The following is a 26,983-nucleotide window of genomic DNA, read 5'->3' on the forward strand; positions in this document are numbered from 1 at the left end:
TGCGTCCGCTGCGTGCGGGCGCCATGATTTGGCAGCTGACTCAGATGTTGTGGGTTGGCGGCTTGTGGCTGTTACACATCGGCCTGGTGCCGGCGCTGGGCCAAATAGGTCTGGCGCCGCTGCTGATCGACGAAATAACAGGCATGCTGAATGCGCTGATGGCGGGGTTTGCCGCAGCGTGTGTGATTTTTCAGGCTTTGGTGCTGGTACAGGCCGATGGCCTTGCCAGTCTATGGCGCGATATTCGTGGGCAAATGCTGCTGATGGCGCTGTATGCGTGCGCGATGTTTTTTGCGGTGCGCTTTGGTTGGCCGGAGGCGGTGCGGTGGCAGATGTTCAGCTATCTGATCCTGGGGTTTTCCGGGCTGGTGTTGGTGTTGCAACCGGTGCCGGGATGGAGCGGCAGGGTGCGCGAAGCACACCCTTGACCCTTGCCATCACTTGAAGCGATGGACGTTCGACAGCTGCTTGTTGACGCTGAAGTTCTTGCGGTAAATCAGTGCCATCTTGCCGATGACTTGAACCAGATCCGCTTTGCCGACCTTGCAGAGTTCTGCAATGGACGCCAGGCGCGATTCGCGATCGAGGATGTTGAGCTTGATTTTAATCAGCTCGTGATCCGCCAGAGCGCGTTCAAGTTCGGCTAACACACCTTCAGTCAAACCGTTGTCAGCCACAATCAAAACTGGTTTCAGATGGTGGCCAATGGATTTGTACTGTTTCTTCTGCTCTTGAGTGAGCGGCATAATCTGACCCTTTCGTCTGGATTCTGTAAAATGGCGGCCATTTTACCCGAGGGCTCGTGGATCCGCCCAATTAATCACGACCCTTATTATCGAGGTGCCCAATGGCGCGTTCCAAGACAAGCCTTGGTTGGCTGAAACGACATGTCAACGATCCCTATGTGAAGCAGGCGCAGAAGGATGGCTACCGCTCGCGTGCGAGTTACAAGCTTCTGGAGGTCCAGGAGAAATACAAGCTGATCCGTCCCGGCATGAGCGTTGTCGACCTGGGTGCGGCGCCTGGGGGTTGGTCGCAGGTGACTAGCCGCCTGATCGGTGGTGAGGGGCGTCTGATCGCCTCGGACATTCTGGAAATGGACAGCATTCCGGACGTGACTTTCATCCAGGGTGACTTCACCGAGGACGAAGTGCTCGCGCGGATCCTTGAAGCCGTGGGTAATTCGCAGGTGGACCTTGTGATTTCCGATATGGCCCCCAATATGAGTGGTACGCCTGAAGTGGACATGCCGAAAGCCATGTTCCTTTGCGAGCTGGCGCTTGATTTGGCGGAGCGGATACTCAAGCCGGGTGGTAATTTCGTGATCAAGATTTTTCAGGGCGAAGGGTTTGATGTTTACCTGAAGGATACTCGTCGGAAATTCGACAAGATCCAGATGATCAAGCCAGACTCGTCTCGCGGCAGTTCCCGCGAGCAATACATGCTGGCTTGGGGTTACCGCGGGCGTAGTGAGTAAAACGAGGTTTTTTGGCGGGGCGATAGGTTTTTCGTATTTCGCCCCGTGAGCATTAGCGAATATTGTGTAGAAAGTGTTTCACAAAGGGTTACAGACGGCGCCTGCCAGAGCCGTAGGTAATGTAGTAAGTTAGGCCGGTGAATATCATGCGAAGCGCGCGCCATTAGCGGAGCTTGCTTCAGAGGGTAGTTAATTGAACGATATGGCAAAGAATCTGATCCTGTGGTTGATCATCGCGGCTGTCCTGGTGACAGTGATGAACAACTTCTCCAGCCCTAACGAGCCGCAGACCCTCAACTATTCCGACTTCATCCAGCAGGTCAAGGATGGCAAGGTCGAGCGCGTAGCGGTTGACGGCTACGTGATTACCGGTAAACGCAACGATGGCGACAGCTTCAAGACCATTCGTCCGGCTATCCAGGACAACGGTCTGATCGGCGACCTCGTGGACAACCATGTGGTGGTCGAAGGCAAGCAGCCTGAGCAGCAAAGCATCTGGACTCAGCTCCTGGTCGCAAGCTTCCCGATCCTCGTGATCATTGCCGTGTTCATGTTTTTCATGCGGCAGATGCAGGGCGGTGCTGGCGGGAAGGGCGGGCCGATGAGCTTCGGCAAGAGCAAGGCGCGCCTGCTCTCCGAAGATCAGGTGAAAACCACTCTGGGTGACGTTGCCGGTTGCGACGAAGCCAAGGAAGAAGTCGGCGAACTGGTCGAGTTCCTCCGTGATCCGGGCAAGTTCCAGCGCCTGGGCGGTCGTATTCCTCGCGGCGTACTGATGGTCGGTCCTCCGGGTACCGGTAAAACCTTGCTGGCCAAGGCGATTGCCGGCGAAGCGAAGGTCCCGTTCTTCACCATCTCCGGTTCCGACTTCGTTGAAATGTTCGTCGGTGTCGGTGCCAGCCGTGTTCGCGATATGTTCGAACAGGCTAAAAAGCACGCGCCGTGCATCATCTTCATCGATGAAATCGACGCCGTTGGTCGCCACCGTGGCGCCGGCATGGGCGGTGGTCATGATGAGCGCGAGCAGACTCTCAACCAGTTGCTGGTAGAGATGGACGGCTTCGAAATGAATGACGGCATCATCGTTATCGCTGCAACCAACCGTCCGGACGTATTGGACCCTGCATTGCTGCGTCCAGGCCGTTTCGACCGTCAGGTTGTGGTCGGTCTACCAGACATTCGTGGTCGTGAACAGATTCTTAAAGTTCACATGCGCAAAGTGCCAATGGGCGACGACGTTGCTCCAGCGGTGATTGCTCGCGGTACGCCCGGTTTCTCCGGTGCTGACCTGGCCAACCTGGTGAACGAAGCTTCTTTGTTCGCCGCACGTGCCGGCAAGCGCATCGTCGAAATGAAAGAGTTCGAGCTGGCGAAAGACAAGATCATGATGGGCGCCGAGCGCAAATCGATGGTCATGTCCGAGAAGGAAAAGCAGAACACCGCTTATCACGAAGCCGGCCACGCTATCGTGGGTCGCGTCGTGCCAGAGCATGATCCGGTGTACAAGGTCTCGATTATTCCGCGCGGCCGTGCGCTGGGTGTGACCATGTTCCTGCCGGAAGAGGATCGCTACAGCCTGTCCAAGCGTGCACTGATCAGCCAGATTTGCTCGCTGTACGGTGGCCGTATCGCTGAAGAAATGACCCTGGGCTTCGATGGCGTCACCACCGGTGCGTCCAACGACATCATGCGTGCCAGCCAGATTGCGCGGAACATGGTGACCAAATGGGGCCTGTCGGAAAAACTCGGTCCGTTGATGTATGCCGAAGAAGAGGGTGAAGTGTTCCTCGGTCGCGGCGGCGGTGGTCAGAGTGCAAGCTTCTCCGGTGAGACAGCCAAGCTGATCGACTCCGAAGTACGCAGCATCATTGACCAGTGCTACGGCACGGCCAAGCAGATCCTCACGGACAACCGCGACAAGCTTGATGCCATGGCGGACGCCCTGATGAAGTACGAGACGATCGATGCTGATCAGATCGATGACATCATGGCCGGTCGTGCGCCTCGCGAGCCTCGTGACTGGTCAGGTGGCACCGGTACTTCCGGGACACCTCCGGTGGTGCAGGATGAGCGTCCGGAAACACCGATCGGCGGTCCGGCTGCTGACGTATAAGGTTTGAAATGACTTCTGTTCAGTCCTCGACCCGGTTGCCTTGCGGCAACCGGGTTCTTGATTTGGCCCAGACGCATGTCATGGGCATTCTCAATGTCACTCCTGATTCCTTTTCTGACGGCGGCCGATACAGCCAGCTCGATGCGGCCCTGCGCCACGCCGAGTCGATGGTCATGGCTGGTGCGACACTGATTGATGTCGGTGGCGAATCAACCCGCCCAGGTGCCCGGGCGGTTTCACCGCTTGAGGAGCTGGAGCGCGTAGCGCCTATCGTTGAACGTATCCATCGCGAACTCGATGTGATCATTTCTGTCGATACCTCCACGCCAGCGGTCATGCGCGAAACTGCGCGGTTGGGTGCGGGCTTGATCAACGACGTGCGCTCGCTGCGTCGAGACGGTGCCCTGGATGCGGCTGCAGCCACCGGGTTGCCCGTGTGCCTGATGCATATGCTTGGTGAGCCGGGCGACATGCAGAACAATCCGCACTACGAGGACGTCACCAAAGAAGTCGGCGAATTTCTCGCTGAACGAATGGCTGAGTGCGCGTTGGTGGGTATCCCGCCGGAGCGGATAATTCTTGATCCGGGTTTTGGCTTCGCGAAAACCTTGCAGCACAATCTAAGCTTGTTTAAGCATATGGAAGCCTTGCATGCCTTGGGGCGGCCCCTGTTGGTCGGGGTTTCGCGAAAGAGCATGATTGGTCAGGCCTTGAATCGGCCGGTTGGTGAGCGTCTTTTTGGTGGTCTTGCGCTCGCAGCGCTGGCTTCAGCCAAGGGGGCGCGTATATTGCGCGTCCATGATGTAGCCGAAACAGTGGACGTTGTGCGGATGATCGCCGCAGTGGAATCATCCGAATAAGAATGATGGAGCACTTATGAGCAAAAAATATTTTGGCACTGACGGTATTCGTGGTCGCGTTGGTGAATACCCGATAACTCCTGACTTCATGCTCAAGCTCGGCTGGGCAGCGGGCATGGCGTTCCGCAAAATGGGCGCTTGCAAGGTATTGGTCGGCAAGGACACCCGGATTTCGGGCTACATGTTTGAGTCTGCACTCGAGGCCGGTCTGACGTCGGCAGGTGCTGACGTCATGCTCCTGGGGCCGATGCCGACTCCGGCGATCGCCTACCTGACGCGTACCTTTCACGCCGAAGCCGGTATCGTGATCAGTGCCTCGCACAATCCTCATGATGACAACGGCATCAAGTTCTTCTCCGGAAAGGGCACCAAGCTGCCGGATGAAGTCGAACTGATGATTGAAGAGTTGCTCGACACCCCGATGACCGTGGTTGAGTCGAGCAAGATCGGCAAAGTGTCGCGCATCAACGACGCTTCTGGCCGTTACATCGAATTCTGCAAAAGCAGCGTTCCGACCGGCACCAGTTTCGCGGGCCTGAAGATCGTGATCGACTGCGCCCACGGTGCGACCTACAAGGTTGCCCCGAGCGTATTCCGTGAGTTGGGAGCTGAAGTCGTTGTGCTGTCCGCTCAGCCGAACGGTCTGAACATCAACGACAATTGTGGTTCGACCCATATGGGTCAATTGCAGGCTGCCGTATTGGCCGAACACGCAGACCTGGGTATCGCCTTCGATGGTGACGGTGATCGTGTCCTGATGGTCGATCACACGGGCGCCATTGTTGACGGTGACGAACTGCTTTACATCATTGCTCGTGATCTGCATGAGCGTGACAAGTTGCAAGGCGGTGTGGTCGGCACGTTGATGAGTAACCTGGGGCTGGAACTGGCCCTGGCGGATCTGTCGATTCCTTTTGTACGTGCCAACGTTGGCGACCGCTATGTCATCGCTGACTTGCTTGAGCGCAACTGGCTGGTGGGTGGTGAGAACTCGGGGCATATCGTTTGCTTCAATCACACCACGACCGGTGATGCGATCATTGCTGCGCTGCAGGTGCTGATGGCGTTGAAGACTCGCTCCGAAGGGCTGGCTCAGGCCCGCCAAGCGCTGCGCAAGTGCCCTCAAGTGCTGATCAATGTCCGTTTTGGTGGTGGTGCGAGCCCGCTCGATCATCCTGCGGTCAAGGAAGCCAGCGACCGTGTTACCAAGGCGATGGCGGGTCGTGGTCGGGTGCTGTTGCGCAAGTCCGGGACAGAGCCGTTGGTGCGTGTCATGGTTGAAGGCGAGGACGAAACACAGGTTCGCGGTTACGCCGAAGAGCTGGCAAAACTCGTTACTGAAGTTTCTGCCTGAATTCGGCTTGCCAGCCTTGATTGTGTTGGGTAACATCTGCGCCCACTTTGACCGACGAGGTACAGCATGCGTCGCCCTATGGTAGCTGGTAACTGGAAGATGCACGGTACCCGCGCCAGCGTCGCTGAGCTGATCAACGGCCTTAGTCATCTGGCCTTGCCGAGCGGTGTTGATGTAGCGGTATTCCCGCCTAGCTTGTTCATCAATCAAGTGATTGATGGCGTGCAAGGCAAGTCGATTTCGGTCGGCGCGCAGAATTCTGCGGTGGAAGCCATGCAAGGCGCATTGACCGGTGAAATTGCACCGAGTCAGTTGGTGGATGCAGGTTGTTCCCTGGTGCTTGTCGGGCACTCCGAACGCCGTCAGATTTTGGGCGAGCAGGACGCAGTGCTGATCCGCAAGTTCGCAGCGGCACAGGCATCTGGCTTGATTCCGGTGTTGTGCATAGGGGAGACCCTTGAGCAGCGCGAAGCCGGGAAAACGATTGAGGTTGTTTCGGCTCAGCTGGACAGCATCATCGATGAGCTGGGTGTCGGTGTGTTTGCAAAGGCAGTGATCGCTTACGAGCCGGTTTGGGCCATTGGCACCGGACTGACTGCTTCGCCGCAACAGGCGCAGGATGTGCATGCAGCCATTCGCGCGCAGTTGGCGGCAAAGAATTCTGAAGTCGCACAAGGTGTGCGGCTTCTATACGGCGGCAGCGTGAAGGCGGCCAATGCGGTCGAACTGTTCGGCATGCCGGATATCGATGGGGGTCTCATTGGTGGGGCTTCCCTGAATGCAGATGAGTTCGGTGCGATCTGTCGCGCCGCGGGAAACTGAAAAAATGCTGGAAACAGTCGTAGTCGTTTTTCATCTGCTGGGTGCATTGGGCGTAGTTGCTCTCGTATTGCTGCAGCAGGGTAAAGGTGCGGATGCTGGCGCGTCTTTCGGAGCAGGTGCTTCAAATACTGTGTTCGGAAGCCAAGGTTCCTCTACCTTTCTTAGTAAGTTTACTGCTATACTTGCCGCAGGTTTCTTCATAACCAGCTTAGGGTTAGGTTACTTTGCTAAAGAGAAAGCTCACCAGCTGACTCAAGTAGGTCTCCCAAATCCAGCAGTGTTGGAAGTTCCAAAGCAACAACCGGCTTCTGATGATGTCCCGGTGCTTCAAGAGCAAAAGTCGGCTACTCCAGCGACTGACGTGCCTCCAGCTCAAGAGCAAAAGTAAGAAGGGTTTCAAACGTAGTATTGCCGAGGTGGTGGAATTGGTAGACACGCAACCTTGAGGTGGTTGTGCCCATAGGGTGTAGGGGTTCGAGTCCCCTTCTCGGTACCAATTATCAGGAGAGCCCGCTGTTGCGGGCTTTCTTGTAGGTGGAAGGTTACATTGACCCTGTTAGGGATCGGTCGTATACTTCCGCCCCAGCTTTGTCGCGGGGTGGAGCAGTCTGGTAGCTCGTCGGGCTCATAACCCGAAGGTCGTCGGTTCAAATCCGGCCCCCGCAACCAGTTTAAGGAGCCCCTTTTAAGGGGCTTTTTGTTAGCTGGACACTTTCTACGCCGCTGTTCGACGGCGTTTCAAGGATGGGCGTTTCGCCCATTTTTTTATTTTGCATAGCATGCACATACATGCACGAGGGGGTTCAGGTGTCGAGCAAGCTAGAAGAGTTGCAGGCCTTGTTGGCCCCGGTGGTCGTGGCCCTGGGCTATGAATGCTGGGGTATTGAGTTTTCGGCTCAAGGTCGTCACTCGATGTTGCGCGTTTATATCGATAAAGAGGGCGGTGTGCTGGTGGACGATTGTGCCATTGTCAGCCGTCAGATCAGCGGTGTCCTGGATGTTGAAGATCCGATCGCCGTTGAATACACCCTTGAAGTTTCCTCGCCTGGCATGGAACGCCCACTGTTCACTATTGAGCAGTTTGCAAAATTTGCCGGTGAACAAGTGAAGATCAAGCTGCGCTCGCCTTTTGAAGGACGGCGCAACTTTCAGGGCCTTCTGCGCGGTGTAGAAGAGCAGGACGTCGTGGTGCAGGTAGAAGACCATGAGTTCCTGTTGCCGATCGATATGATCGACAAGGCCAACATTATTCCCAGTTTTGACTGAGACGCGGATCCCGCGGATCCAATGGCTTGCGAAAGGCGAGGCGTACGATGAGCAAAGAAGTACTGCTGGTTGTTGAGTCGGTATCCAATGAAAAGGGCGTACCGGCAAACGTAATTTTTGAAGCGCTGGAGCTGGCTCTGGCCACTGCTACCAAAAAGCGTTTTGAGGACGAAGTCGATCTGCGTGTGGAAATCAATCGCCACACCGGTGCTTACGAGACATTCCGTCGCTGGACGGTCGTCGAAGAAGCAGACCTGGACGATCCGGCCATTGAAACCTGGCCGAGCAAGGTTGCCGAGACGCATCCTGGTTCCAAGGTTGGCGATGTAGTCGAAGAAAAAATCGAATCCATCGAGTTCGGCCGTATCGCTGCACAGACTGCCAAGCAAGTCATCGTGCAAAAAGTTCGTGAAGCCGAGCGCGCTCAAGTCGTTGACGCCTATCGCGAGCGCCTGGGGGAAATCATCTCCGGCACCGTGAAGAAAGTGACTCGCGACAACGTGATCGTCGACCTGGGCAACAACGCTGAAGCGTTGCTGGCTCGTGAAGACATCATTTCTCGCGAAACCTTCCGTGTCGGCGTGCGTCTGCGTGCGCTGCTCAAGGAAATCCGCACCGAGAACCGCGGCCCGCAGCTGATCCTGTCGCGTACCGCGCCGGAAATGCTGATCGAGTTGTTCCGCATCGAAGTGCCGGAAATCGCTGAAGGCCTGATCGAAGTTATGGCTGCGTCCCGTGATCCGGGTTCGCGTGCCAAGATCGCGGTCCGCTCCAAGGACAAACGCATCGACCCGCAGGGCGCTTGCATCGGTATGCGCGGTTCGCGCGTCCAGGCAGTGTCGGGTGAGTTGGGCGGTGAGCGTGTAGATATCGTCCTGTGGGACGACAACCCGGCTCAGTTTGTGATCAATGCAATGTCGCCGGCTGAAGTGGCGGCAATTATCGTTGACGAAGATGCCCATGCAATGGACATCGCCGTTGGCGCAGACAATCTGGCTCAGGCCATCGGTCGTGGTGGTCAGAACGTGCGTCTGGCTAGCCAATTGACTGGCTGGACCCTGAACGTGATGACCGAATCGGACATCCAGGCTAAGCAGCAAGCAGAAACCGGCGACATCCTGCGCAACTTCATCGACGAGCTGGAAGTCGACGAAGACCTGGCACAGGTGCTGGTAGATGAAGGCTTCACCAGCCTGGAAGAGATTGCCTACGTACCGTTGGAAGAAATGCTCAACATCGACGGCTTTGACGAAGAAACCGTCAACGAGCTTCGCGCTCGTGCCAAGGATCGTTTGTTGACCAAAGCCATCGCTACTGAGGAAAAGCTGGCAGACGCCCATCCGGCCGAAGACCTGCTCTCGCTTGAGGGTATGGACAAGGATTTGGCGATGGAACTGGCGGTGCGCGGCGTAATTACCCGCGAAGACCTGGCCGAGCAGTCTATTGACGACCTGCTCGACATCGACGGCATTGACGATGATCGTGCCGGCAAGTTGATCATGGCCGCCCGAGCCCACTGGTTCGAGTAATTAGGCGCGGCCTGAGGAGAGAAGTGCATGACGCAAGTCACGGTGAAACAACTGGCCGATGAGGTCAAAACACCGGTAGAGCGCCTGTTGCAGCAGATGCGTGAGGCAGGTCTGCCGCACACCGCCGCCGAAGAAAGTGTGACTGACAGTGAGAAGCAATCGTTGCTGACTCACTTGAAAAGCAGCCACAAGGCGAAAGTGGAAGAACCACGCAAGATCACGCTGCAGCGTAAAACCACCAGCACCCTGCGTGTTGCTGGCAGCAAAAGCATCAGCGTTGAAGTCCGCAAAAAGAAAGTTTTCGTACAGCGCAGCCCGGAAGAAATCGAAGCCGAGCGCAAACGCGAACTGGATGAACGCCGCGCAGTAGAAAATGCTGCCCGTCAGAAGGCTGAAGAAGAAGCCAAGCGTCGCGCCGAAGAAGAAGCGCGTCGCCAGCCTGCTGCTGCGCAAAACGGTTCGACTGACGCTGTTGCAGCGCCTGCTGCAGTTGCTGAACCTGTGCGTGAAAGCGCGCCGGTTGTAGCGGCTGCACCAGCACCGTCTGCTGACGTTCGCAACAAGCAGAACGAACAGCGCCGTCCGGACAAACCACGTGCCGACGATAACAATCGTCGCAGCGGCGGTGGAGATGGCGAGCGCAAAAACGCTCCGCATCGTGCTTCGGTCAAAGAGAAAGCGCCTGCGCCACGTGTTGCGCCACGTACTACCGACGAAGAAAGCGATGGCTTCCGTCGTGGTGGTCGCGGCAAGGCCAAGCTGAAGAAACGCAACGCCCACGGTTTCCAGAGCCCAACCGGCCCTGTCGTGCGTGATGTGCAGATTGGCGAGACCATCACTGTTGGCGATCTCGCCAATCAGATGTCGGTCAAGGCTGCTGAAATCATCAAGTTCATGTTCAAACTGGGTACTCCAGCGACCATCAACCAGGTGCTTGATCAGGAAACTGCTCAGCTGGTAGCCGAAGAACTGGGCCACAAAGTGACCCTGGTCAGCGACACCGCCCTGGAAGATTCCCTGGCCGAGTCCCTGAAGTTTGAAGGTGAAACGTTCTCCCGTGCACCGGTTGTGACCGTAATGGGCCACGTTGACCACGGTAAAACCTCGCTGCTCGACTACATCCGTCGCGCCAAGGTAGCTGCTGGCGAAGCCGGCGGTATCACCCAGCACATCGGTGCGTACCACGTTGAAACTGATCGCGGCATGGTCACTTTCCTCGACACCCCGGGTCACGCCGCGTTTACCGCAATGCGTGCCCGTGGTGCCAAGGCGACCGACATCGTGATCTTGGTGGTTGCAGCGGACGACGGCGTGATGCCGCAGACCATTGAAGCCGTTCAGCACGCCAAGGCTGCCGGTGTACCACTGGTTGTTGCAGTGAACAAAATCGACAAGCCGGGCGCTGATCTTGATCGCATCCGTAGCGAACTGTCGGTTCACGGCGTGACCTCGGAAGAGTGGGGCGGCGACACCCCGTTCGTATCGGTTTCGGCGAAAGTCGGTACTGGTGTGGACGAGTTGCTCGAAGCTGTTCTGCTGCAAGCCGAAGTTCTGGAACTGAAAGCGACTCCATCGGCTCCTGGCCGTGGCGTCGTGGTTGAATCGCGTCTCGACAAAGGTCGTGGCCCGGTTGCAACCGTTCTGGTTCAAGACGGTACCCTGCGCCAAGGCGACATGGTGCTGGTCGGTTCGAACTATGGCCGTGTGCGTGCCATGCTCGACGAGAACGGCAAGCCGATCAAGGAAGCCGGTCCTTCCATCCCTGTCGAGATCCTCGGCCTGGACGGTACCCCGGACGCTGGCGATGAGATGAGCGTGCTGTCGGACGAGAAGAAAGCCCGTGAAGTGGCTCTGTTCCGTCAAGGCAAGTTCCGCGAAGTCAAGCTGGCCCGTGCTCACGCCGGCAAGCTGGAAAACATCTTCGAAAACATGGGCCAGGCAGAGAAGAAGACGCTCAACATCGTCCTCAAATCCGACGTCCGTGGTTCGCTGGAAGCGTTGAACGGTGCCTTGAACGGCCTGGGTAACGACGAAGTGCAAGTGCGTGTTGTCGGCGGCGGCGTGGGTGGTATCACCGAGTCCGACGCTAACCTGGCACTGGCCTCCAACGCTGTACTGTTCGGCTTCAACGTGCGTGCCGATGCTGGCGCTCGCAAGATCGTCGAGCAGGAAGGTCTGGATATGCGTTACTACAACGTGATCTACGACATCATCGAAGACGTCAAGAAAGCCCTGACCGGTATGCTGGGCAGCGATGTTCGCGAGAACATCCTGGGTATCGCTGAAGTGCGTGACGTGTTCCGTTCGCCGAAGTTTGGCGCGATCGCCGGTTGCATGGTTATCGAAGGTGTTGTTCACCGTAACCGTCCAATCCGTGTACTGCGTGAAGACATCGTTATCTTCGAAGGCGAGCTGGAATCCCTGCGCCGCTTCAAGGATGACGCTTCCGAAGTACGTGCCGGCATGGAATGCGGTATTGGCGTCAAGAGCTACAACGACGTCAAACCTGGCGACAAGATCGAAGTTTACGAGAAGGTTCAGGTTGCTCGCAGCCTCTGACTCGCGCACTTCAAGGGCCACGGCGAGCCGCCGCATGCAGATGCGCGGCACCGCGTCAGGACTCTAAACGCAACGCCCGGTCTGGCTTTTGTCAGGCCGGGCGTTTGCCGCTTTCAGACCCCTCGGGTTTCACCGTGGGGCAGTAACAGGTAACAAGACATGGCAAAAGAATACAGCCGTACCCAACGTATCGGCGATCAGATGCAGCGTGAGCTGGCACAACTGATCCGTCGTGAAGTCAAAGACCCGCGCGTCGGCCTGGTCACCATTACTGCTGTTGAAGTCAGCCGTGACGTCGGTCACGCCAAGATCTTCATCACCGTGATGGGGCAGGACAACGCCGAAGACATTGCACAAAGCATCAAGGTGCTCAACTCCGCCGCCGGTTTCCTGCGTATGCAGCTGGCTCGCGAAATGAAGTTGCGCAGCGTTCCTCAGTTGCACTTCCACTACGACGAAAGCGTCGTGCGTGGTGCGCACCTGTCGGCCCTGATCGAGCGTGCGGTGGCTGAAGACAATCAGCACCCGGTAGCGGCTGAACCCGAAGACGCCAAGGAGTAATCGGTGGCTCAGGTCAAACGTATCCGTCGTAACGTCAGCGGCATTATCCTGCTCGACAAGCCGCTGGGGTTCACCTCCAACGCCGCGTTGCAGAAGGTTCGCTGGTTGCTGAACGCCGAGAAGGCCGGGCACACCGGCAGTCTTGATCCGCTGGCCACCGGCGTGTTGCCGTTGTGCTTCGGTGAGGCGACCAAGTTCTCGCAGTATCTGCTCGACTCTGACAAGGCTTATGAAACCCTGGCGCAATTGGGCAAAACCACCACCACGGCGGACGCCGAGGGTGAAGTTTTGCAGGAACGCCCGGTGACCGTTGGTCGCGTCGATGTCGAAGCTGTTTTGCCCGGTTTTCGTGGGCAAATCAGTCAGATACCGCCGATGTACTCGGCGCTCAAGCGTGACGGGCAGCCGCTGTACAAGCTGGCCCGTGCTGGCGAAGTAGTGGAGCGCGAACCGCGTTCTGTTACTATTGCGCGCTTGGAATTGCTGGCCTTCGAGGGTGATACTGCGCGGCTTGCGGTGGATTGCAGCAAAGGCACCTATATCCGCACCCTGGTGGAGGATATCGGTGAGAAACTCGGTTGTGGCGCTTACGTTGCTGAATTGCGACGTACCCAGGCCGGGCCTTTCACCTTGGCGCAGACGGTCACGCTGGAAGAGTTGGAAGCGGTACATGCCGAAGGCGGCAATGAAGCGGTTGATCGCTTCCTGATGCCATCGGACAGCGGCCTGCTGGATTGGCCACTGTTGCAGTTCTCGGAGCACAGCTCGTTCTACTGGCTTAACGGCCAGCCGGTTCGAGCCCCGGATGCACCGAAGTTCGGCATGGTACGGGTACAGGATCACAATGGTCGCTTCATCGGTATCGGTGAAGTGAGCGAAGACGGGCGCATCGCGCCACGTCGACTGATTCGGTCAGAATGACCGGACGAGGGTGGCTGTCAACAGGCACGGTCACTACTCATTTTTAGATACAGGGATTTGTCCCTGGCCTGTTGAAACTGTTTTTCTGAAACAGTTTCCTGATAAAAGGATTGCCTCATGGCTCTCGACGTTCAAGAAAAAGCTCAAATCGTAGCTGACTACCAGCAAGCTGTTGGTGACACTGGTTCGCCAGAAGTGCAAGTTGCACTGCTGACCCACAACATCAACAAGCTGCAAGGTCACTTCAAGGCCAACGGTAAAGATCACCACTCCCGTCGTGGTCTGATCCGCATGGTAAACCAGCGTCGTAAGCTGCTGGACTACCTGAAAGGCAAGGATCTGGGTCGTTATCAGGCTCTGATCGGTCGCCTGGGTCTGCGTCGCTAATAAGCGATTGCGCTAGAGGTTGGTTGTCTGTCGTGCGTCAGCGGGTTTCCCGCTGGCGCATGGCAGGCTCCCAGCCTCAAGTTTTATCTGGATACACGTTTTAGCCTGGACAGGCGTTGGGCCGACTCCCGACATTGCCCAAGAATTTCGCAAGAAGACAAGTTCCCCAAGAGCCACAAAAGAAGGTAGGACACCGTGAACCCGGTAATCAAAAAATTCCAGTTCGGTCAGTCGACCGTTACCCTCGAGACTGGCCGTATCGCCCGTCAGGCCTCCGGCGCAGTATTGGTCACCGTTGACGACGACGTCAGCGTATTGGTGACCGTAGTCGGTGCCAAACAAGCCGATCCAGGCAAGGGCTTCTTCCCTCTGTCCGTTCACTACCAGGAAAAGACTTACGCTGCCGGTAAGATCCCTGGCGGTTTCTTCAAGCGCGAAGGCCGTCCTTCCGAGAAAGAAACCCTGACTTCCCGACTGATCGACCGTCCGATCCGTCCGCTGTTCCCAGAAGGCTTCATGAACGAAGTGCAGGTTGTCTGCACCGTCGTTTCCACCAGCAAGAAGACCGATCCGGACATCGCTGCGATGATCGGTACCTCGGCGGCCCTGGCCATCTCCGGCATTCCTTTCGATGGCCCGATCGGCGCTGCCCGCGTTGCGTTCCACGAAAGCACCGGTTACCTGCTGAACCCGACTTACGAACAACAGAAAGCTTCGAGCCTGGACATGGTCGTTGCCGGTACTTCGGAAGCCGTTCTGATGGTTGAATCGGAAGCCAAAGAGCTGACCGAAGACCAGATGCTGGGCGCGGTACTGTTTGCTCACGACGAGTTCCAGGTTGTGATCCAAGCCGTTAAAGAACTGGCCGCTGAAGCTGCCAAGCCGACCTGGACCTGGGCTCCTGCGCCTGAAGCCACGGCTCTGCTGGGCGCTATCCGTGCCGAGTTCGGCGACGCGATCTCCCAGGCTTACACCATCACCATCAAGGCCGATCGTTACGCTCGCCTGGGTGAGCTGAAAGACCAGGTGGTTGCCAAGCTGTCCGGTGAAGAAGGCCAGCCTTCTTCCAGCGAAGTCAAAGCAGCGTTTGGCGAAATCGAATACCGCACCGTTCGCGAAAACATCGTAAACGGCAAGCCACGTATCGACGGCCGCGACACCAAGACTGTACGCCCTCTGAACATCGAAGTCGGTGTTCTGCCAAAGACCCACGGTTCGGCTCTGTTCACCCGTGGCGAAACCCAGGCTCTGGTTGTTGCAACTCTGGGCACCGCCCGTGACGCACAACTGCTGGACACCCTGGAAGGCGAGAAAAAAGACCCGTTCATGCTGCACTACAACTTCCCTCCGTTCTCGGTAGGTGAGTGTGGTCGCATGGGTGGCGCTGGTCGTCGCGAAATCGGTCACGGCCGTCTGGCCCGTCGTTCGATTGCAGCCATGCTGCCTGCCGCCGACGTGTTCCCGTACACCATCCGTGTTGTATCGGAAATCACCGAATCCAACGGTTCGAGCTCCATGGCTTCGGTCTGCGGCGCTTCCCTGGCCCTGATGGACGCTGGCGTCCCGATGAAGGCACCGGTTGCCGGTATCGCCATGGGTCTGGTTAAAGAAGGCGAGAAATTCGCCATCCTGACCGACATCCTGGGTGACGAAGACCACCTCGGCGACATGGACTTCAAAGTAGCCGGTACCGCTAAAGGTGTTACCGCGCTGCAGATGGACATCAAGATCAAAGGCATCACCGAAGAAATCATGGAAATCGCTCTGGGCCAAGCCCTGGAAGCGCGCCTGAACATCCTCGGTCAGATGAACCAGATCATTGGCCAGTCGCGTACCGAACTGTCGGAAAACGCTCCGACCATGATCGCGATGAAAATCGACACCGACAAAATCCGTGATGTCATCGGTAAAGGCGGCGCGACCATTCGTGCGATCTGTGAAGAGACCAAGGCTTCGATCGACATCGAAGACGACGGCTCGATCAAGATCTTCGGCGAAACCAAGGAAGCGGCTGAAGCAGCACGTCAGCGCGTTCTGGGCATCACCGCAGAAGCTGAAATCGGCAAAATCTACGTGGGTAAGGTTGAGCGCATCGTCGACTTCGGCGCATTCGTCAACATCCTGCCAGGCAAGGACGGTCTGGTTCATATCTCGATGCTGAGCGACGCTCGCGTTGAGAAAGTGACCGACATCCTGAAAGAAGGCCAGGAAGTGGAAGTACTGGTACTGGACGTGGACAACCGCGGCCGTATCAAGCTGTCCATCAAAGACGTAGCAGCAGCCAAGGCTTCGGGCGTTTAATCACTCCCCACGCCTGACTGCTTCAACGTTATAAAAAATGCCCCGCAGTGAACGCTGCGGGGCATTTTTTTGTCTGCGAAACAGGGTGTGAAGTTGCTGGCCTTCGAACCCGGTGCTAGGTTTAGCCCACTGCCCGTGTAGCTCAGTTGGTAGAGCAGCGCACTCGTAACGCGAAGGTCGCAGGTTCGACTCCTGTCTCGGGCACCATCCCCTGTTATTTCACCTTTCTGCTCAGGTCATCCACGGTACGTTTGAGCTGATCCAGCTGCTTGTCCTGATCGCTGACTTCGCGCTTCAGGCTGGACAGGTCACTGGAGCTTGAGCTGGAACTCGATCCGGCACTGCGCTTGAGGTCTTCCACCTGGCTGGCGAGCCTTTTCAGCTCGCTGTTCTGTGCACTGACAGTTCGCTTGAGGTCGCTCACTTCGCTGGCACTCGAGCTTGAACTGGACCCCGTATTCTTCTTGAGCTCTTCGATGAGTCTGGTTTGCTCCTTGACGGTTTTCTCAAGGTTCTCGATGTCAGCCGTGTTGGTTTTAGCGGTGCTCTGTAATTGGGTCACCATGTCGATACTGATATCGCTTCTCGTCATCACATCTTTGCCGTACAGATTGTGAAAGGTGAGGAATTTGTCGCTGGAACTGGAACTGTCGGAGCTGAACTCCAAACCGGCCTGGGCGGTACTGGACAGTGCCAGGCTGCCGAGAAGAACGACCGCCGTGCTGGTTGCGAGAAGGGCTGACGAACGCTTTGCAAGACTGGACATCACTAGGGTTCCTTGTGAAGTGCCTAGGTGGCACATTGCTATGACTTTGCCTTTGTCGCGTTGTTCCTGCGACGCGAGACAATATTTTCAAAAAGTACCCTCCAGCGTTTTTTTGTAGATTTGATGTAAAAGTCCGTATAAATCGCCAACCAAACGTCCTATATTCGGAGCCTGCACACGCATCACCTTGCAGTTTTCAGATGATCCCCGAATGGTTCTGAAGGCCAGACAAACCGGGCTTCACACGGTTTTTTGCGTCAGAGAGATCCTTGATGATCCAGATCCATCTTCCATTCCCCAGATCAGCGAGAACGACATGACCGTTAAAGAATTGACCCAAGAAGCCAGACACGAAGAAGCGCTCAAAAAGTACTTGCTGGATTCGCCCCAGCTCGCCGGAGAGATCAAGGACCTGCCGGCCGACGATCAGAAAGACCAGATTCAATGGGCGTTCGAGGATGAGGCAGAGTCCCAGGGCTTGCAGCCGTGGGAATTGACGCTCAAGTACACCTCGACCCCGGAAGAGTTCGAGGCTGCGCGCCTGGTGCTGCACAAAGAGGCAGCCGAGGTGCTGGGCGTCGAGTGGGAAGAGTACTGCGAGATGAACAATCTGGTGGTCTGACAAAGACGCCAGCCTGAACAAGGCTGGCGTTTTTCGTTCTACAACGCTTGATCAGAGGCTTAACCGCATCGACAGATCGACAGCCTTCACGTCCTTGGTCATCGCGCCAATCGAGATGTAATCCACCCCGGTTTCAGCGATCGGCAGCAGCGTACTTTCGTTGATCCCGCCACTGGCTTCGAGTTTGGCCTTGCCCGCGTTCAGGCGCACGGCTTCACGCATGTCATCCAGGCTCAACTCATCGAGCATGATGATGTCAGCGCCCGCTGCCAGCGCTTCCTTGAGCTCCTTGAGGCTTTCCACTTCGATCTCCACCGGTTTGCCCGGGGCAATCTTGTGCGCGGCATTAATGGCTTCAGGGATGCCACCGCTGGCGGCGATATGGTTTTCCTTGATAAGGAAGGCATCGTAGAGACCGATGCGGTGGTTGTGGCAGCCACCGCACGTCACCGCGTACTTCTGCGCCAGGCGCAGGCCCGGCAGGGTTTTGCGGGTGTCGAGCAACTTGACCTGGGTGCTGGCGACAAAGTCCGCCAGATGCTGCGCACGCGTGGCCACACCCGACAGCATTTGCAGGAAGTTCAATGCACTGCGTTCGCCCGTGAGCAGCGAGCGCGCCGGACCTTCGAGGTGAAACAGCGCCTGATTGGGTTGCACCCGTTCGCCATCACGCACCTGCCAATGCACTGCGACCCGCGGGTCCAGTTGCCGGAACACTGCATCGACCCACGCCGTGCCGGCAATGACGGCGGCATCACGCGTGATGATGGTGGCTTTTGCCAGGCGTTCGGCCGGGATCAACTGTGCGGTGATATCGCCGCTGCCGACGTCTTCGAGCAGCGCACGGCGTACGTTGGCTTCGATTTCGGCGGTCAAGTCGGCGAGACGTAGATTCGGCATAACGGACTCCACAAACAAAGTGGTCCGATTATAGGGGTATGGCACCAGCCAACCCAAGGCGTCAGAGGCTTTCCGTTTGCGCTGAACCCTGCATTTGGTCGATTTATCGCCTAAGTCGGCGCCCGTCCGTTGCGTCTATTTGAAGGGGAGATGAAGAGTCTGCTGGCACAGCAGGCACATCTTGCAAGATAATCCGCCTTGCTTTTGACGTCATGGCTTTGACGTGCTTATTGGATGGTTTTCTGTCCGGAAATGACCCTTTCAGGAGGCTTGGATGCACAACGACGGGAATGTAGTGCCTTTGCACAAAGGCGCTACCGATCAGGCGACGCACTCGCCGCTCGCCCGCCTGCCTGTGATTCTGCTTCAGGTTCGCGACAAGGTTGCACTGCAGCTGCGGCAGGGATTGCAGGATCTGTTCGATAACGCCGACGACACCTTGTTCGAAATGGCCGATCGGGCCCGCAATGACGTTGAGCAGAACCTCTATTTCGAAGCCATGCGCGACTTGCGCCTCAAGCGTAAAAGTATCGAGCGCGGGTTCCTCGAGCACTTCTTCGAGGCGTTTGTCAGCCTCACTCAATACGACACCACTCATCCTGCCTTGCCCCAGGCATTGACCCTTGACGCCTCGACACAACGCCCCAACGACGACATGGAGCGCAGCGTCGCGGTGGAGGCGATGGTCAATAAAGTGCTGAACCGTGAAGGCGTTGGCCTTGGTCAGCTCACCGCGCGGCTCGGTGTGTTGCTCGGTAAGCCGCTGGACGATCAGCGCAACCCCGTGGGGCCGGCGATGCTGTGCGAGTATTTCTTGCAGGCCGGGCGAAATCTCGGGGTGGAGATCAAGGTCAAGCTGATCATCCTCAAGTTGTTCGAGCGCTATGTGCTCAGTAGCGCCGATCAGCTCTACGCTCAATCCAATCAATTACTCGTCGCCACCGGCGTATTGCCCGAGCTCAAGCCTGCGCCCAGACGGCGTGCGACAGATCGCACGATGTCCGTCGCGGATGATGAGCCTTTACCGGCGAACGTGCGCTCGGACTCGGCACAGATCGACGAGGTGTTCGCTGCGTTGCAGGAGCTGCTGCTGCCTGTGCGCGGCAGTGTCGCGCCGACCCTTGAGGCCAGCGCCGAGACACGACCCATTTCCACGCAGGACTTGTTGCGCATGCTCTCGCACCTGCAGCAACACGTGCCGGCACTGGCGGCTCAGGACGATTTCGATCTGCGTAACCAGCTTGAACAACTGCTAACGCGGGTCAGCGTCAAAAGCGGCAAGTCGCGCGTGGTCGGAGTCGCTGATGAGGACGTGATCAACCTGATCGCCATGCTGTTTGAATGCATGCTTGATGACCGCAACCTGCCGGATTCGCTCAAGGCGCTGATCGGTCGTCTGCAGATCCCGATGCTGAAAGTGGCGGTGCTCGACAAGAGTTTTTTCAGCCGAAGCAGTCATCCCGCCCGACGCTTGCTCAATGAAATCGCCGCCGCGGCCATGGGCTGGGGCGAGTGCGATGACCATGAACGCGACAGCCTGTACCTGCGCATCGAGCAGGTGGTGCAGCGTCTGTTGAATGACTTTGCTGACGACCCGGCGATTTTTTCCGAGCTGCTGGCGGATTTTCTCGCTTTTACCAGTGATGAGCGCCGTCGCAGTGAATTGTTGGAGCAGCGCACCCGCGACGCCGAAGAGGGCCGTGCCAGGACCGAACTGGCTCGCCAGCGCGTCGAGCAGGCGCTGAATCAGGCGTTGTTGGGCAAAGTGTTGCCGCAAGCGGTGGTGGTGTTTGTCCAGGAGGCCTGGAGCAAAGTGCTGCTGTTGACCTGCCTCAAACACGGTGATCAGTCGGCTGAATGGCGAGCGGATGTCCACACCATGGAGCAACTGATCTGGAGTGTGCAACGCCACGAGGAGCCCGATTCGAGCCAGCGCCTGCTGGCGCTGGTGCCTGGGCTACTGAAGTCATTGCGTGACGGGCTGAACAGTTCGGCATTCGATCCTTTCGCCACCAGCGAGTTTTTCAGCGCGCTGGAAACCTTGCACGTTCAACTGTTCACGTATCCGGAGCAGGCAAACGACGGGTCTTTCGAGGCGCCGGTGATGGTCCGGATGACGCAGGAAATCGTCCTGCAAACCGCCGACGAAGGACCGGTCGAGACGCCATTCGCCCGTTTACCGGTGGACGACGCCAGCTTGCTGCAAGTGGATAAACTGCATCCCGGTTGCTGGGTCGAGTTTCAGGAAGACGACGAAAACACTCTGCGCTGCAAGCTGGCCGCGATCATTGAAGGCACCGGCAACTACATCTTCGTCAATCGCACCGGCCTGAAAGTCCTGGAGCGCTGCCGCACTGGCCTCGCGCTGGAATTTCGTCGCGGCGCGGTGCGCACGCTGGACACTACCTTGCTGTTTGACCGGGCGCTGGCCTCGGTGCTCGGTGACTTGCGCCGCCTCAATCGCGGCAAGTGATCGCGTCCCGATGGGCTATCGCGGCATACTGGGCGCCAACACAGTCGTCGTTGAAGGAACCTGTATGCAGTTGGACCCCGCGAGCGGTTGGTGCCAGGACGTGCGTTTATGCCCCTCACCCAACTTCAATGCGCGCCCCTCGGGCGAAATTTCCCTGCTGGTGATCCACAACATCAGCTTGCCGCCAGCGCAGTTCGCGACCGGCAAAGTGCAGGAATTCTTCCAGAATCGTCTGGATGTCACGGAGCATCCTTATTTTGAAGGTATTGCTGACTTGCGGGTGTCAGCGCACTTTCTGATTGAGCGTGACGGCACGGTCACTCAGTTTGTCTCTTGTCTTGAGCGCGCCTGGCATGCCGGTGTCTCGACTTTCGAGGGCCGGGAAACCTGTAACGATTTTTCCGTGGGCATCGAACTTGAAGGCACGGATGATCTGCCGTTCACCGATGCTCAGTATCACGCGCTGACGGCCTTGACCCGACAGCTGCAAAACGCCTACACCGGCATCACTGCGCAGCGCATTTGCGGGCACAGCGACATTGCCCCGGGGCGCAAGACCGATCCAGGACCGGCGTTCGATTGGGCACGCTATCGCGCGGCCCTGGCAAAAGAGGAAGGACAATGAGTTTTCTGGTGTTGCTGTTGGCGGTATGGATCGAGAAGTTCTCGGCACTGCGCCATCGGGTTCAGCGTGATGGCGGTTGGGTACGCGAGCTGAACAAGCTTGAGGTCATGCCACGCCTGATCAACCGGCCTTGGCTGGTTTTGGTCATTATGGTGTTGTTGCCGGTCGCGCTGCTGGGATTGCTGCTGGTGGTGCTGGAGCCGGTGGCCTACGGTCTGCTGGCACTGCCGGTGCATTTGCTGGTGGTGATTTACAGTCTCGGACGCGGCGATCTGCTGGCCGGGCTGGGGCCGTTTCGCGATGCCTGGCGCCGCGAGGACCTGCAAGCCGCCGCGCATGTGGCCAAACGAGACCTGGATATTTGCGCCGAAAGTGGCGAGCAATTGCTGGAACGGGTCGAAGCGCACCTGCTCTGGGAGGCTTACCAGAGTTTCTTTGCGGTCATTTTTTGGTACTTCCTGCTGGGTCCGGTGGCCGCCCTGAGCTATCGCTTGCTGGCGCTGGCCGAAGAGCACGGACAGAATCCGGCCGTGGTCGAACGCGCGGCACAATTGCGTCACGCCTTTGATTGGGTGCCCGTGCGGTTGCTGGCGGCGAGTTTTGCACTGGTCGGCAACTTTGTGGCGGTCGGCCGGGTGATGTTGCATGAATTGCTGAACTGGAACATCAGCGCCGCTCAGTTGATCGAGAAGGTCGGGATGGTGGCCGGTGAAATCCCGGCACCGGTCGTCGGACCGGATGGCATCAACAGCCTGGACCGGATCTGGGAGCTACTGTTGCGGGCGGCAGTGCTCTGGTACGCCGGTTTTGCGCTGTGGACGGTCCTCCCTTAACACACCGATCCCTGTAACCACTGGCGCAGCCTGCGCCAGTGGCTACAGGGATTTGCCTGCCCTCGTTAACCTTAAGTTACAAAACCCCCTGCCGATTTAAGATATACAGGGATAGCGCTGAATAGTGGCTATCTGCCGCTGAGCCGCGCCTGCCAAATAAAAATAAGAATGCAATGGGAGACTTCCAGTGAAGAGCTTGCTCTATCCCGCCGTCGCACTGATGAACCGCCTGAGCTTCGGCATGAAGTTCAGTTTGATCAGCGTGCTGTTCCTTGTGCCCATGCTGGTCACCAACTTTTATCTGGTGCGTGACTCCTATCGCGAGTTTCAGGGCACGCAAGTCGAGCTGCAAAGCCTCGACCTGCTGGGCAGCGGCCTGACGCTGCGGCGTGACCTGGAGACCCTGAACAATCTGGTGCAGATCAACGTCACGCTCGGCCAGTCCGGCAAGGCCGGCAACGTCGAGTCGAAGATCGGCACGTTGGAGCAAAGTATTCTGGCGCGCCTGCAAGGGCTGACCGCGATGACCACCGATCCTGAGCAGATCACGGTTTTCGACGGCAAACGCGATGAAATGATCGCCGCGTTCAAGGCCCAGCAAACGGAAACTTCCCTGCAAAGCAAAAGTGGAATGATCGGCAAACTGCTGGGCAACGCACAGATTTTCAGCCAGATCATCGCCACCCAGGCCGGCCTCAGTCGCGACAGCCAAAGCGACATGCGGCAACTGAGCGAGCTGATTACCAACGTCACCCCACCGGTGACTCAACTGCTGGGCGAAGGCCGGGCGATGGGTTCCTTTTCCCTTGGGCAAGGCTTTCTCAACTCGGCTTCGAGCACTCGATTCGATGAGCTGTTGGCGCAGATCGAAAAGCTCCAGGGCGAATACGGCCTGAAGTTGCAGGACGCACTGGGTTCCAGCAAAGCGGCGCGTGAAACCCTCGCCGCTCAAGCCGACAGCAGCAAGGCGTCGCTGAAAAAAGCCAGTGAGCTGTTCGAAGAAAAAGTGGTGATGGCCGACACCCTCGATGCACCCTGGCAGGGCTTTTACGATCAGGTCACCGGCCTGATGGACCAGACTTACCAACTCAACGAAGCCACCCTGAAGTTCCTCGGCACCCAGTTGCAGCAGCGACTGGAACAGAACCGCACCCACATGGTTTTGCAGGCTGTGGCGTTGTCGGTGGTGTTCGTGTTGATTTTCTACCTGTACGGCGGCTTCTACGCGTCGACCCGCACCACGCTCAAGCGTCTTGGCGCCATGATGGACACGGTCGCTGCGGGCGACATGACGGTGACCTTCCGCGCGGAAAGCCGTGATGAGCTCGGCGAGTTGGGTGAGGTGTTCAACGGCACCGTGAAGAAAATCCATGACCTGATCGAGCGCGTCGGCAAGACCGTCAATGAGGTCGAGCGCCAGGCCGGGCAGGTGCAAAGCGTTTCTACCCAAAGCAACCAGGCGGTGGCGGGGCAACGTTCGCAGATCGAGCAGGTCGCCACGGCCATGAACCAGATGTCGGCGACCTCCCTTGAGGTGGCGCGCAGTGCCGCTGCCGCCGTCAGCAGCGCCCACAGCGTCAACGACGAGACCATCAGCGGTCGCGGTCTGGTGGCGTCCCAGCAGGGCAGCATCGCGCAGTTGGCCAGTGAGATTGATCAATCAGTGATCGTAATCAACCAACTGGCCAGCGACAGTCAGTCCATCAGCCGTGTGCTGGAAGTGATCAAGAGCATCGCCGAGCAGACCAATCTGCTGGCCCTCAACGCGGCCATCGAAGCCGCTCGGGCCGGTGAGCAGGGGCGCGGGTTTGCGGTAGTGGCCGATGAGGTCCGCACGCTGGCCAAGCGCACTCAGCAATCGACCGAAGAAATCGAGCAGATGATCAGCAAGCTTCACAGCGGCGTCGGCGCGGCGGTGAAGGCTATGGGCATCAGCCATCAGGTGGCTGATGGCACGGTTGGGCAGTCGGAAAAGGTCCAGCAGGCGCTGGAAAATATCCTCGGCGCCGTCGGCATGATCGTGGACCAGAACCAGCAGATTGCTGCTGCGGTCGAGCAGCAGACCGCCGTCGCCCACGACATCGATCAGAACATCGTCGAGATCAACCGCGCTGGCGAGCGTACCGCCGAAGGGGCGCACCAGACCGAGGATGCCAGCCGCGCGTTGTCGGCCCAGGTGGTAGAACTCAAGCACTTGATCAGCGCCTTCCGGGTGTAAAAATATCTCTGTGGGAGCGAGCCTGCTCGCGAAAGCGGTTTAACTTTCAACACATTTGCTGACTGTTACACCGCTTTCGCGAGCAGGCTCGCTCCCACAGGTTTTACGCAGAATCTGTAGTACTTTTTCCATTTTCAGGCAGGCAATGTCCTGTTTTCCTCCGTGCTCTGATTTTTCGTCTTCAATGAAGGAAGATCATTCACTCTGGCCAGCCCTGAGGAGGCGCGGTTATGTCTGTTGCAACAATGGGAATACAGGGGCACTGCGCGCACTGCGGGAACACCCTGCGGCTGGAAGCCTGGCAACTCAACGCGATTGCAATCAACGAATCATTCGCCTGTACGCACTGCCACAAAGCCTTGCAATTGAGCGACCCGAAACAGATCAAACGCTTCAAATCGCTCGACTCACTCGGCTTGCTGCGGGCGAGCACGCTGGTGATGGTGTGCACGGCAGTCCTGGTGGCGTTGGTCATGGAATGGATCGGCATGCTCAGCGTCGTCGAACAGCTGAATTTTTCGCTGGCCGCGATTCTGGTTTACTTCGTCGTTATACAGTTCGCCCATCACCGGCAACACATCACGCTGATTCTGGAAGCCGCCAAGGCCCACGCCGACTAATTACCAGTTGAACAGCTCGCAGGCATTGGCCGTGCTGACGGCGGCCAACTGCTCGGGGCTGATCGCCATGATCTGCGCGAGTGCCGAGCAGATCGCCGGCAGGTGCGCCGGGCTGTTGCGTTGGCCGGCAAACATGGCCGGTGCCATGTCCGGTGAGTCGGTTTCCAGCACCACGGACTCCAGCGGCAGTTCGGCGAGCACGCGGTGCATGCGCAGCGCCTGCGGCCAGGTGGCGGCGCCGCCCAGACCCAGTTTGAAACCGAGCTTGATGTACTCGCGCGCTTCTTCTTTGCTGCCGGCGAAGGCGTGGATAATCCCGGCACGTTTCAATCGAAAGCGTTTCAGCGTGGCAATCACCGCCGCATGGCTGCGCCGCACATGGATCAGCGCCGGCAGATTGAAGTCCGCCGCCAGTTGCAGTTGCGCCTCGAACAGCGCCTGCTGGCGCTCGCGGTCCAGGGTTTCGATGAAGTAATCCAGACCGATCTCGCCCACGGCGCACAACTGCCGATGGCCGGACAGGCGCGTCAGCCAATCACCGAGTTCCAGTAGATCTTCAGGTCGATGATCCTCCAGATACACCGGGTGCAAACCGAATGCCGCATGCAAGTCGGGATCGCTTTGCACCAGGTCCCAGACACGCTGCCAATTCGCCTGATACACCCCCAGCACCACCATTCGACGCACGCCCAGGGCGCGGCTTTCGGCCAGCAGCGCCTGACGATCCGCGTCGAAATCCGGAAAATCCAGATGAGTGTGGCTGTCGATCAGCTCCACGGTTCAGTCCCGATGAATACGCTGCTTGAAGGTCCGCGCGATGGCCTGCACGCCGGGTTGGTAATCGGACTGCTCGATGGCGGCCAGCGCCAGCGCCAGGGCTTTATCGGCGATCAACTGATGCTGCTGGGCCATGGCGTTGACCGGCAGCGGCAGGAAGTCCAGCAGCTGCGTGTCACCGAACGTACCGAGGCGCAACGGACGGGTTTTCAGCGGGTAGTCATGCAAGGCATCGAACACCCCCTGAAGCAACACGTAGGAAGTGGTCACCAGGGCGTCCGGCAGATGGCCCAGACGCTGGAGCATTTCTTCCATCAACTGTTTGCCGCACTCGCGGCTGAACGATTCGCCGTGCTCGATCAGCACCTCGCCTTTGAACCCGTCCAGCGCTTCTTTGAAGCCGGCCGCGCGTTCCTGGCTGATGCTCAACTCGGGGCGCGCGCCGATCAAGGCGATCTGCTTGGGCAGCGGGTCCAGTAGACTGCGGGTCAATTGCAGGCTGGCCTCACGGTCGTCACTGATCACCGAGCAAAAGTGCTCGGGCTCCATGACCCGGTCGATGGCGATGATCGGCATGCCTTTGGCCTGCAACTGGCGATAGCTGTCGTCATCCGTCGGCAGGCAACTGGCGACGATCAGCGCATCGCAGCGCCGGGCGCGGAACAGTTTGAGCAATTGCCGCTCACTGTCGGGTGCATCGTCGGAGCTGGCGATCAGCAACTGATAGCCGCGCGCCCGGGCGCCTTGTTCCAGCAGTTTGGCGATTCGCGCGTAACTGGGGTTTTCCAGGTCCGGCAGAATAAAACCCAAGGTGCGCGTATGCCGACTGCGCAACCCGGCCGCTTGAGGGTTGGGCGTAAAGCCATGCTGTTCGACGACCGCGCGCACGCGCTCGACGGTGGCACTGCTGATGCGTTGCTGTTCGGCCTTGCCATTAATGACATAACTGGCGGTGGTTACGGACACACCGGCCAGCTGTGCGATATCACTGAGTTTCAA

Annotated in this window: 25 protein-coding genes and 3 tRNA genes; 23 read left to right on the plus strand and 5 right to left on the minus strand. The window is 58.0% G+C overall.

What is annotated here, in order from left to right; genetic code table 11:
- Nucleotides 1-23 precede the first annotated feature (23 nt).
- Complete coding sequence (locus tag ACWKV5_RS18615) at nt 24-428, plus strand: MFS transporter (RefSeq protein WP_483842492.1); 405 nt, start codon at nt 24-26, stop codon at nt 426-428.
- A 9-nt stretch (nt 429-437) separates the two neighbouring features.
- Here ACWKV5_RS18615 and ACWKV5_RS18620 read toward each other — a convergent pair whose 3' ends face one another.
- The gene (locus tag ACWKV5_RS18620) at nt 438-746 is read right to left on the minus strand and encodes a YhbY family RNA-binding protein (protein WP_007942889.1); all 309 of its coding nucleotides are present in this window, start codon (nt 744-746) and stop codon (nt 438-440) included.
- A 101-nt stretch (nt 747-847) separates the two neighbouring features.
- Here ACWKV5_RS18620 and rlmE point away from each other — a divergent pair, with 101 nt between their 5' ends.
- The 16 genes from rlmE (at nt 848) to ACWKV5_RS18700 (ending at nt 16,357) form a co-directional block, all read left to right on the plus strand.
- On the plus strand, nt 848-1,477 hold the full coding sequence (gene rlmE, locus ACWKV5_RS18625; RefSeq protein WP_027924458.1) for a 23S rRNA (uridine(2552)-2'-O)-methyltransferase RlmE: 630 nt from the start codon (nt 848-850) through the stop codon (nt 1,475-1,477).
- 202 nt (nt 1,478-1,679) lie between these two features.
- Nucleotides 1,680-3,590, plus strand: coding sequence for an ATP-dependent zinc metalloprotease FtsH (ftsH, locus tag ACWKV5_RS18630; RefSeq protein ID WP_483842493.1), 1,911 nt, complete (start codon nt 1,680-1,682; stop codon nt 3,588-3,590).
- Between the two features lie 8 nt (nt 3,591-3,598).
- Nucleotides 3,599-4,450 (plus strand): dihydropteroate synthase, encoded by an 852-nt coding sequence (gene folP / locus ACWKV5_RS18635; protein ID WP_483842494.1) that lies wholly within the window; start codon nt 3,599-3,601, stop codon nt 4,448-4,450.
- A 16-nt stretch (nt 4,451-4,466) separates the two neighbouring features.
- Nucleotides 4,467-5,804: a phosphoglucosamine mutase gene (gene glmM / locus ACWKV5_RS18640; protein WP_123435255.1), complete on the plus strand. Its 1,338-nt coding sequence runs from the start codon at nt 4,467-4,469 to the stop codon at nt 5,802-5,804.
- Between the two features lie 66 nt (nt 5,805-5,870).
- Nucleotides 5,871-6,626 carry a triose-phosphate isomerase gene (gene tpiA / locus ACWKV5_RS18645; RefSeq protein WP_483842495.1) on the plus strand — a complete coding sequence of 252 codons (756 nt, stop codon included), beginning with the start codon at nt 5,871-5,873 and terminating at the stop codon, nt 6,624-6,626.
- Nucleotides 6,627-6,630: 4 nt separating this feature from the next.
- A complete protein-coding gene (gene secG / locus ACWKV5_RS18650; RefSeq protein WP_017336473.1) occupies nt 6,631-7,014 on the plus strand; it encodes a preprotein translocase subunit SecG in 384 nt (127 codons plus the stop codon).
- Between the two features lie 22 nt (nt 7,015-7,036).
- A tRNA-Leu gene (locus ACWKV5_RS18655) sits at nt 7,037-7,122 on the plus strand.
- Nucleotides 7,123-7,218: 96 nt separating this feature from the next.
- A tRNA-Met gene (locus ACWKV5_RS18660) sits at nt 7,219-7,295 on the plus strand.
- Between the two features lie 138 nt (nt 7,296-7,433).
- Nucleotides 7,434-7,892: a ribosome maturation factor RimP gene (gene rimP / locus ACWKV5_RS18665; protein WP_010463487.1), complete on the plus strand. Its 459-nt coding sequence runs from the start codon at nt 7,434-7,436 to the stop codon at nt 7,890-7,892.
- A 47-nt stretch (nt 7,893-7,939) separates the two neighbouring features.
- A complete protein-coding gene (nusA, locus tag ACWKV5_RS18670) occupies nt 7,940-9,421 on the plus strand; it encodes a transcription termination factor NusA (protein ID WP_007942874.1) in 1,482 nt (493 codons plus the stop codon).
- Nucleotides 9,422-9,448: 27 nt separating this feature from the next.
- Nucleotides 9,449-11,980, plus strand: a complete 2,532-nt coding sequence (gene infB / locus ACWKV5_RS18675; protein WP_483842496.1) for a translation initiation factor IF-2 — start codon at nt 9,449-9,451, stop codon at nt 11,978-11,980.
- Between the two features lie 159 nt (nt 11,981-12,139).
- Nucleotides 12,140-12,541, plus strand: coding sequence for a 30S ribosome-binding factor RbfA (rbfA, locus tag ACWKV5_RS18680; RefSeq protein WP_007942872.1), 402 nt, complete (start codon nt 12,140-12,142; stop codon nt 12,539-12,541).
- 3 nt (nt 12,542-12,544) lie between these two features.
- Nucleotides 12,545-13,462, plus strand: coding sequence for a tRNA pseudouridine(55) synthase TruB (truB, locus tag ACWKV5_RS18685; protein ID WP_483842497.1), 918 nt, complete (start codon nt 12,545-12,547; stop codon nt 13,460-13,462).
- 117 nt (nt 13,463-13,579) lie between these two features.
- Complete coding sequence (rpsO, locus tag ACWKV5_RS18690; protein WP_003176135.1) at nt 13,580-13,849, plus strand: 30S ribosomal protein S15; 270 nt, start codon at nt 13,580-13,582, stop codon at nt 13,847-13,849.
- A gap of 195 nt (nt 13,850-14,044) precedes the next feature.
- Nucleotides 14,045-16,150, plus strand: coding sequence for a polyribonucleotide nucleotidyltransferase (gene pnp / locus ACWKV5_RS18695; RefSeq protein ID WP_123435259.1), 2,106 nt, complete (start codon nt 14,045-14,047; stop codon nt 16,148-16,150).
- A gap of 131 nt (nt 16,151-16,281) precedes the next feature.
- Nucleotides 16,282-16,357 (plus strand) — tRNA-Thr (locus ACWKV5_RS18700).
- Nucleotides 16,358-16,364: 7 nt separating this feature from the next.
- On the opposite strand, the gene ACWKV5_RS18705 is transcribed toward ACWKV5_RS18700, so the two are convergent.
- On the minus strand, nt 16,365-16,916 hold the full coding sequence (locus ACWKV5_RS18705; RefSeq protein WP_483842605.1) for a hypothetical protein: 552 nt from the start codon (nt 16,914-16,916) through the stop codon (nt 16,365-16,367).
- A gap of 316 nt (nt 16,917-17,232) precedes the next feature.
- Here ACWKV5_RS18705 and ACWKV5_RS18710 point away from each other — a divergent pair, with 316 nt between their 5' ends.
- On the plus strand, nt 17,233-17,538 hold the full coding sequence (locus tag ACWKV5_RS18710) for a DUF6388 family protein (RefSeq protein WP_483842498.1): 306 nt from the start codon (nt 17,233-17,235) through the stop codon (nt 17,536-17,538).
- Nucleotides 17,539-17,589: 51 nt separating this feature from the next.
- On the opposite strand, the gene nadC is transcribed toward ACWKV5_RS18710, so the two are convergent.
- The gene (gene nadC / locus ACWKV5_RS18715) at nt 17,590-18,438 is read right to left on the minus strand and encodes a carboxylating nicotinate-nucleotide diphosphorylase (protein WP_483842499.1); all 849 of its coding nucleotides are present in this window, start codon (nt 18,436-18,438) and stop codon (nt 17,590-17,592) included.
- 274 nt (nt 18,439-18,712) lie between these two features.
- On the opposite strand from nadC, the gene ACWKV5_RS18720 reads away from it, so the two are divergent.
- From ACWKV5_RS18720 to ACWKV5_RS18740, 5 genes are all read left to right on the plus strand, one after another.
- Nucleotides 18,713-20,911 carry a DUF1631 domain-containing protein gene (locus tag ACWKV5_RS18720; RefSeq protein WP_483842500.1) on the plus strand — a complete coding sequence of 733 codons (2,199 nt, stop codon included), beginning with the start codon at nt 18,713-18,715 and terminating at the stop codon, nt 20,909-20,911.
- 64 nt (nt 20,912-20,975) lie between these two features.
- Nucleotides 20,976-21,536 (plus strand): 1,6-anhydro-N-acetylmuramyl-L-alanine amidase AmpD, encoded by a 561-nt coding sequence (gene ampD, locus ACWKV5_RS18725; RefSeq protein WP_483842606.1) that lies wholly within the window; start codon nt 20,976-20,978, stop codon nt 21,534-21,536.
- Nucleotides 21,533-22,369: a regulatory signaling modulator protein AmpE gene (gene ampE / locus ACWKV5_RS18730; protein ID WP_483842501.1), complete on the plus strand. Its 837-nt coding sequence runs from the start codon at nt 21,533-21,535 to the stop codon at nt 22,367-22,369. The genes ampD and ampE overlap by 4 nt, the downstream gene beginning before the upstream one ends.
- A gap of 1,513 nt (nt 22,370-23,882) precedes the next feature.
- The gene (locus tag ACWKV5_RS18735; RefSeq protein WP_371258952.1) at nt 23,883-24,587 is read left to right on the plus strand and encodes a methyl-accepting chemotaxis protein; all 705 of its coding nucleotides are present in this window, start codon (nt 23,883-23,885) and stop codon (nt 24,585-24,587) included.
- Between the two features lie 230 nt (nt 24,588-24,817).
- A complete protein-coding gene (locus ACWKV5_RS18740; protein ID WP_483842502.1) occupies nt 24,818-25,207 on the plus strand; it encodes a hypothetical protein in 390 nt (129 codons plus the stop codon).
- Here ACWKV5_RS18740 and ACWKV5_RS18745 read toward each other — a convergent pair whose 3' ends face one another.
- Together ACWKV5_RS18745 and cra are read right to left on the minus strand one after the other, a co-directional pair.
- Nucleotides 25,208-25,984, minus strand: coding sequence for a TatD family hydrolase (locus tag ACWKV5_RS18745; protein ID WP_483842503.1), 777 nt, complete (start codon nt 25,982-25,984; stop codon nt 25,208-25,210).
- A gap of 3 nt (nt 25,985-25,987) precedes the next feature.
- Nucleotides 25,988-26,983 (minus strand): catabolite repressor/activator, encoded by a 996-nt coding sequence (cra, locus tag ACWKV5_RS18750; RefSeq protein WP_483842504.1) that lies wholly within the window; start codon nt 26,981-26,983, stop codon nt 25,988-25,990.

The organism is Pseudomonas oplopanacis, from assembly GCF_057128725.1.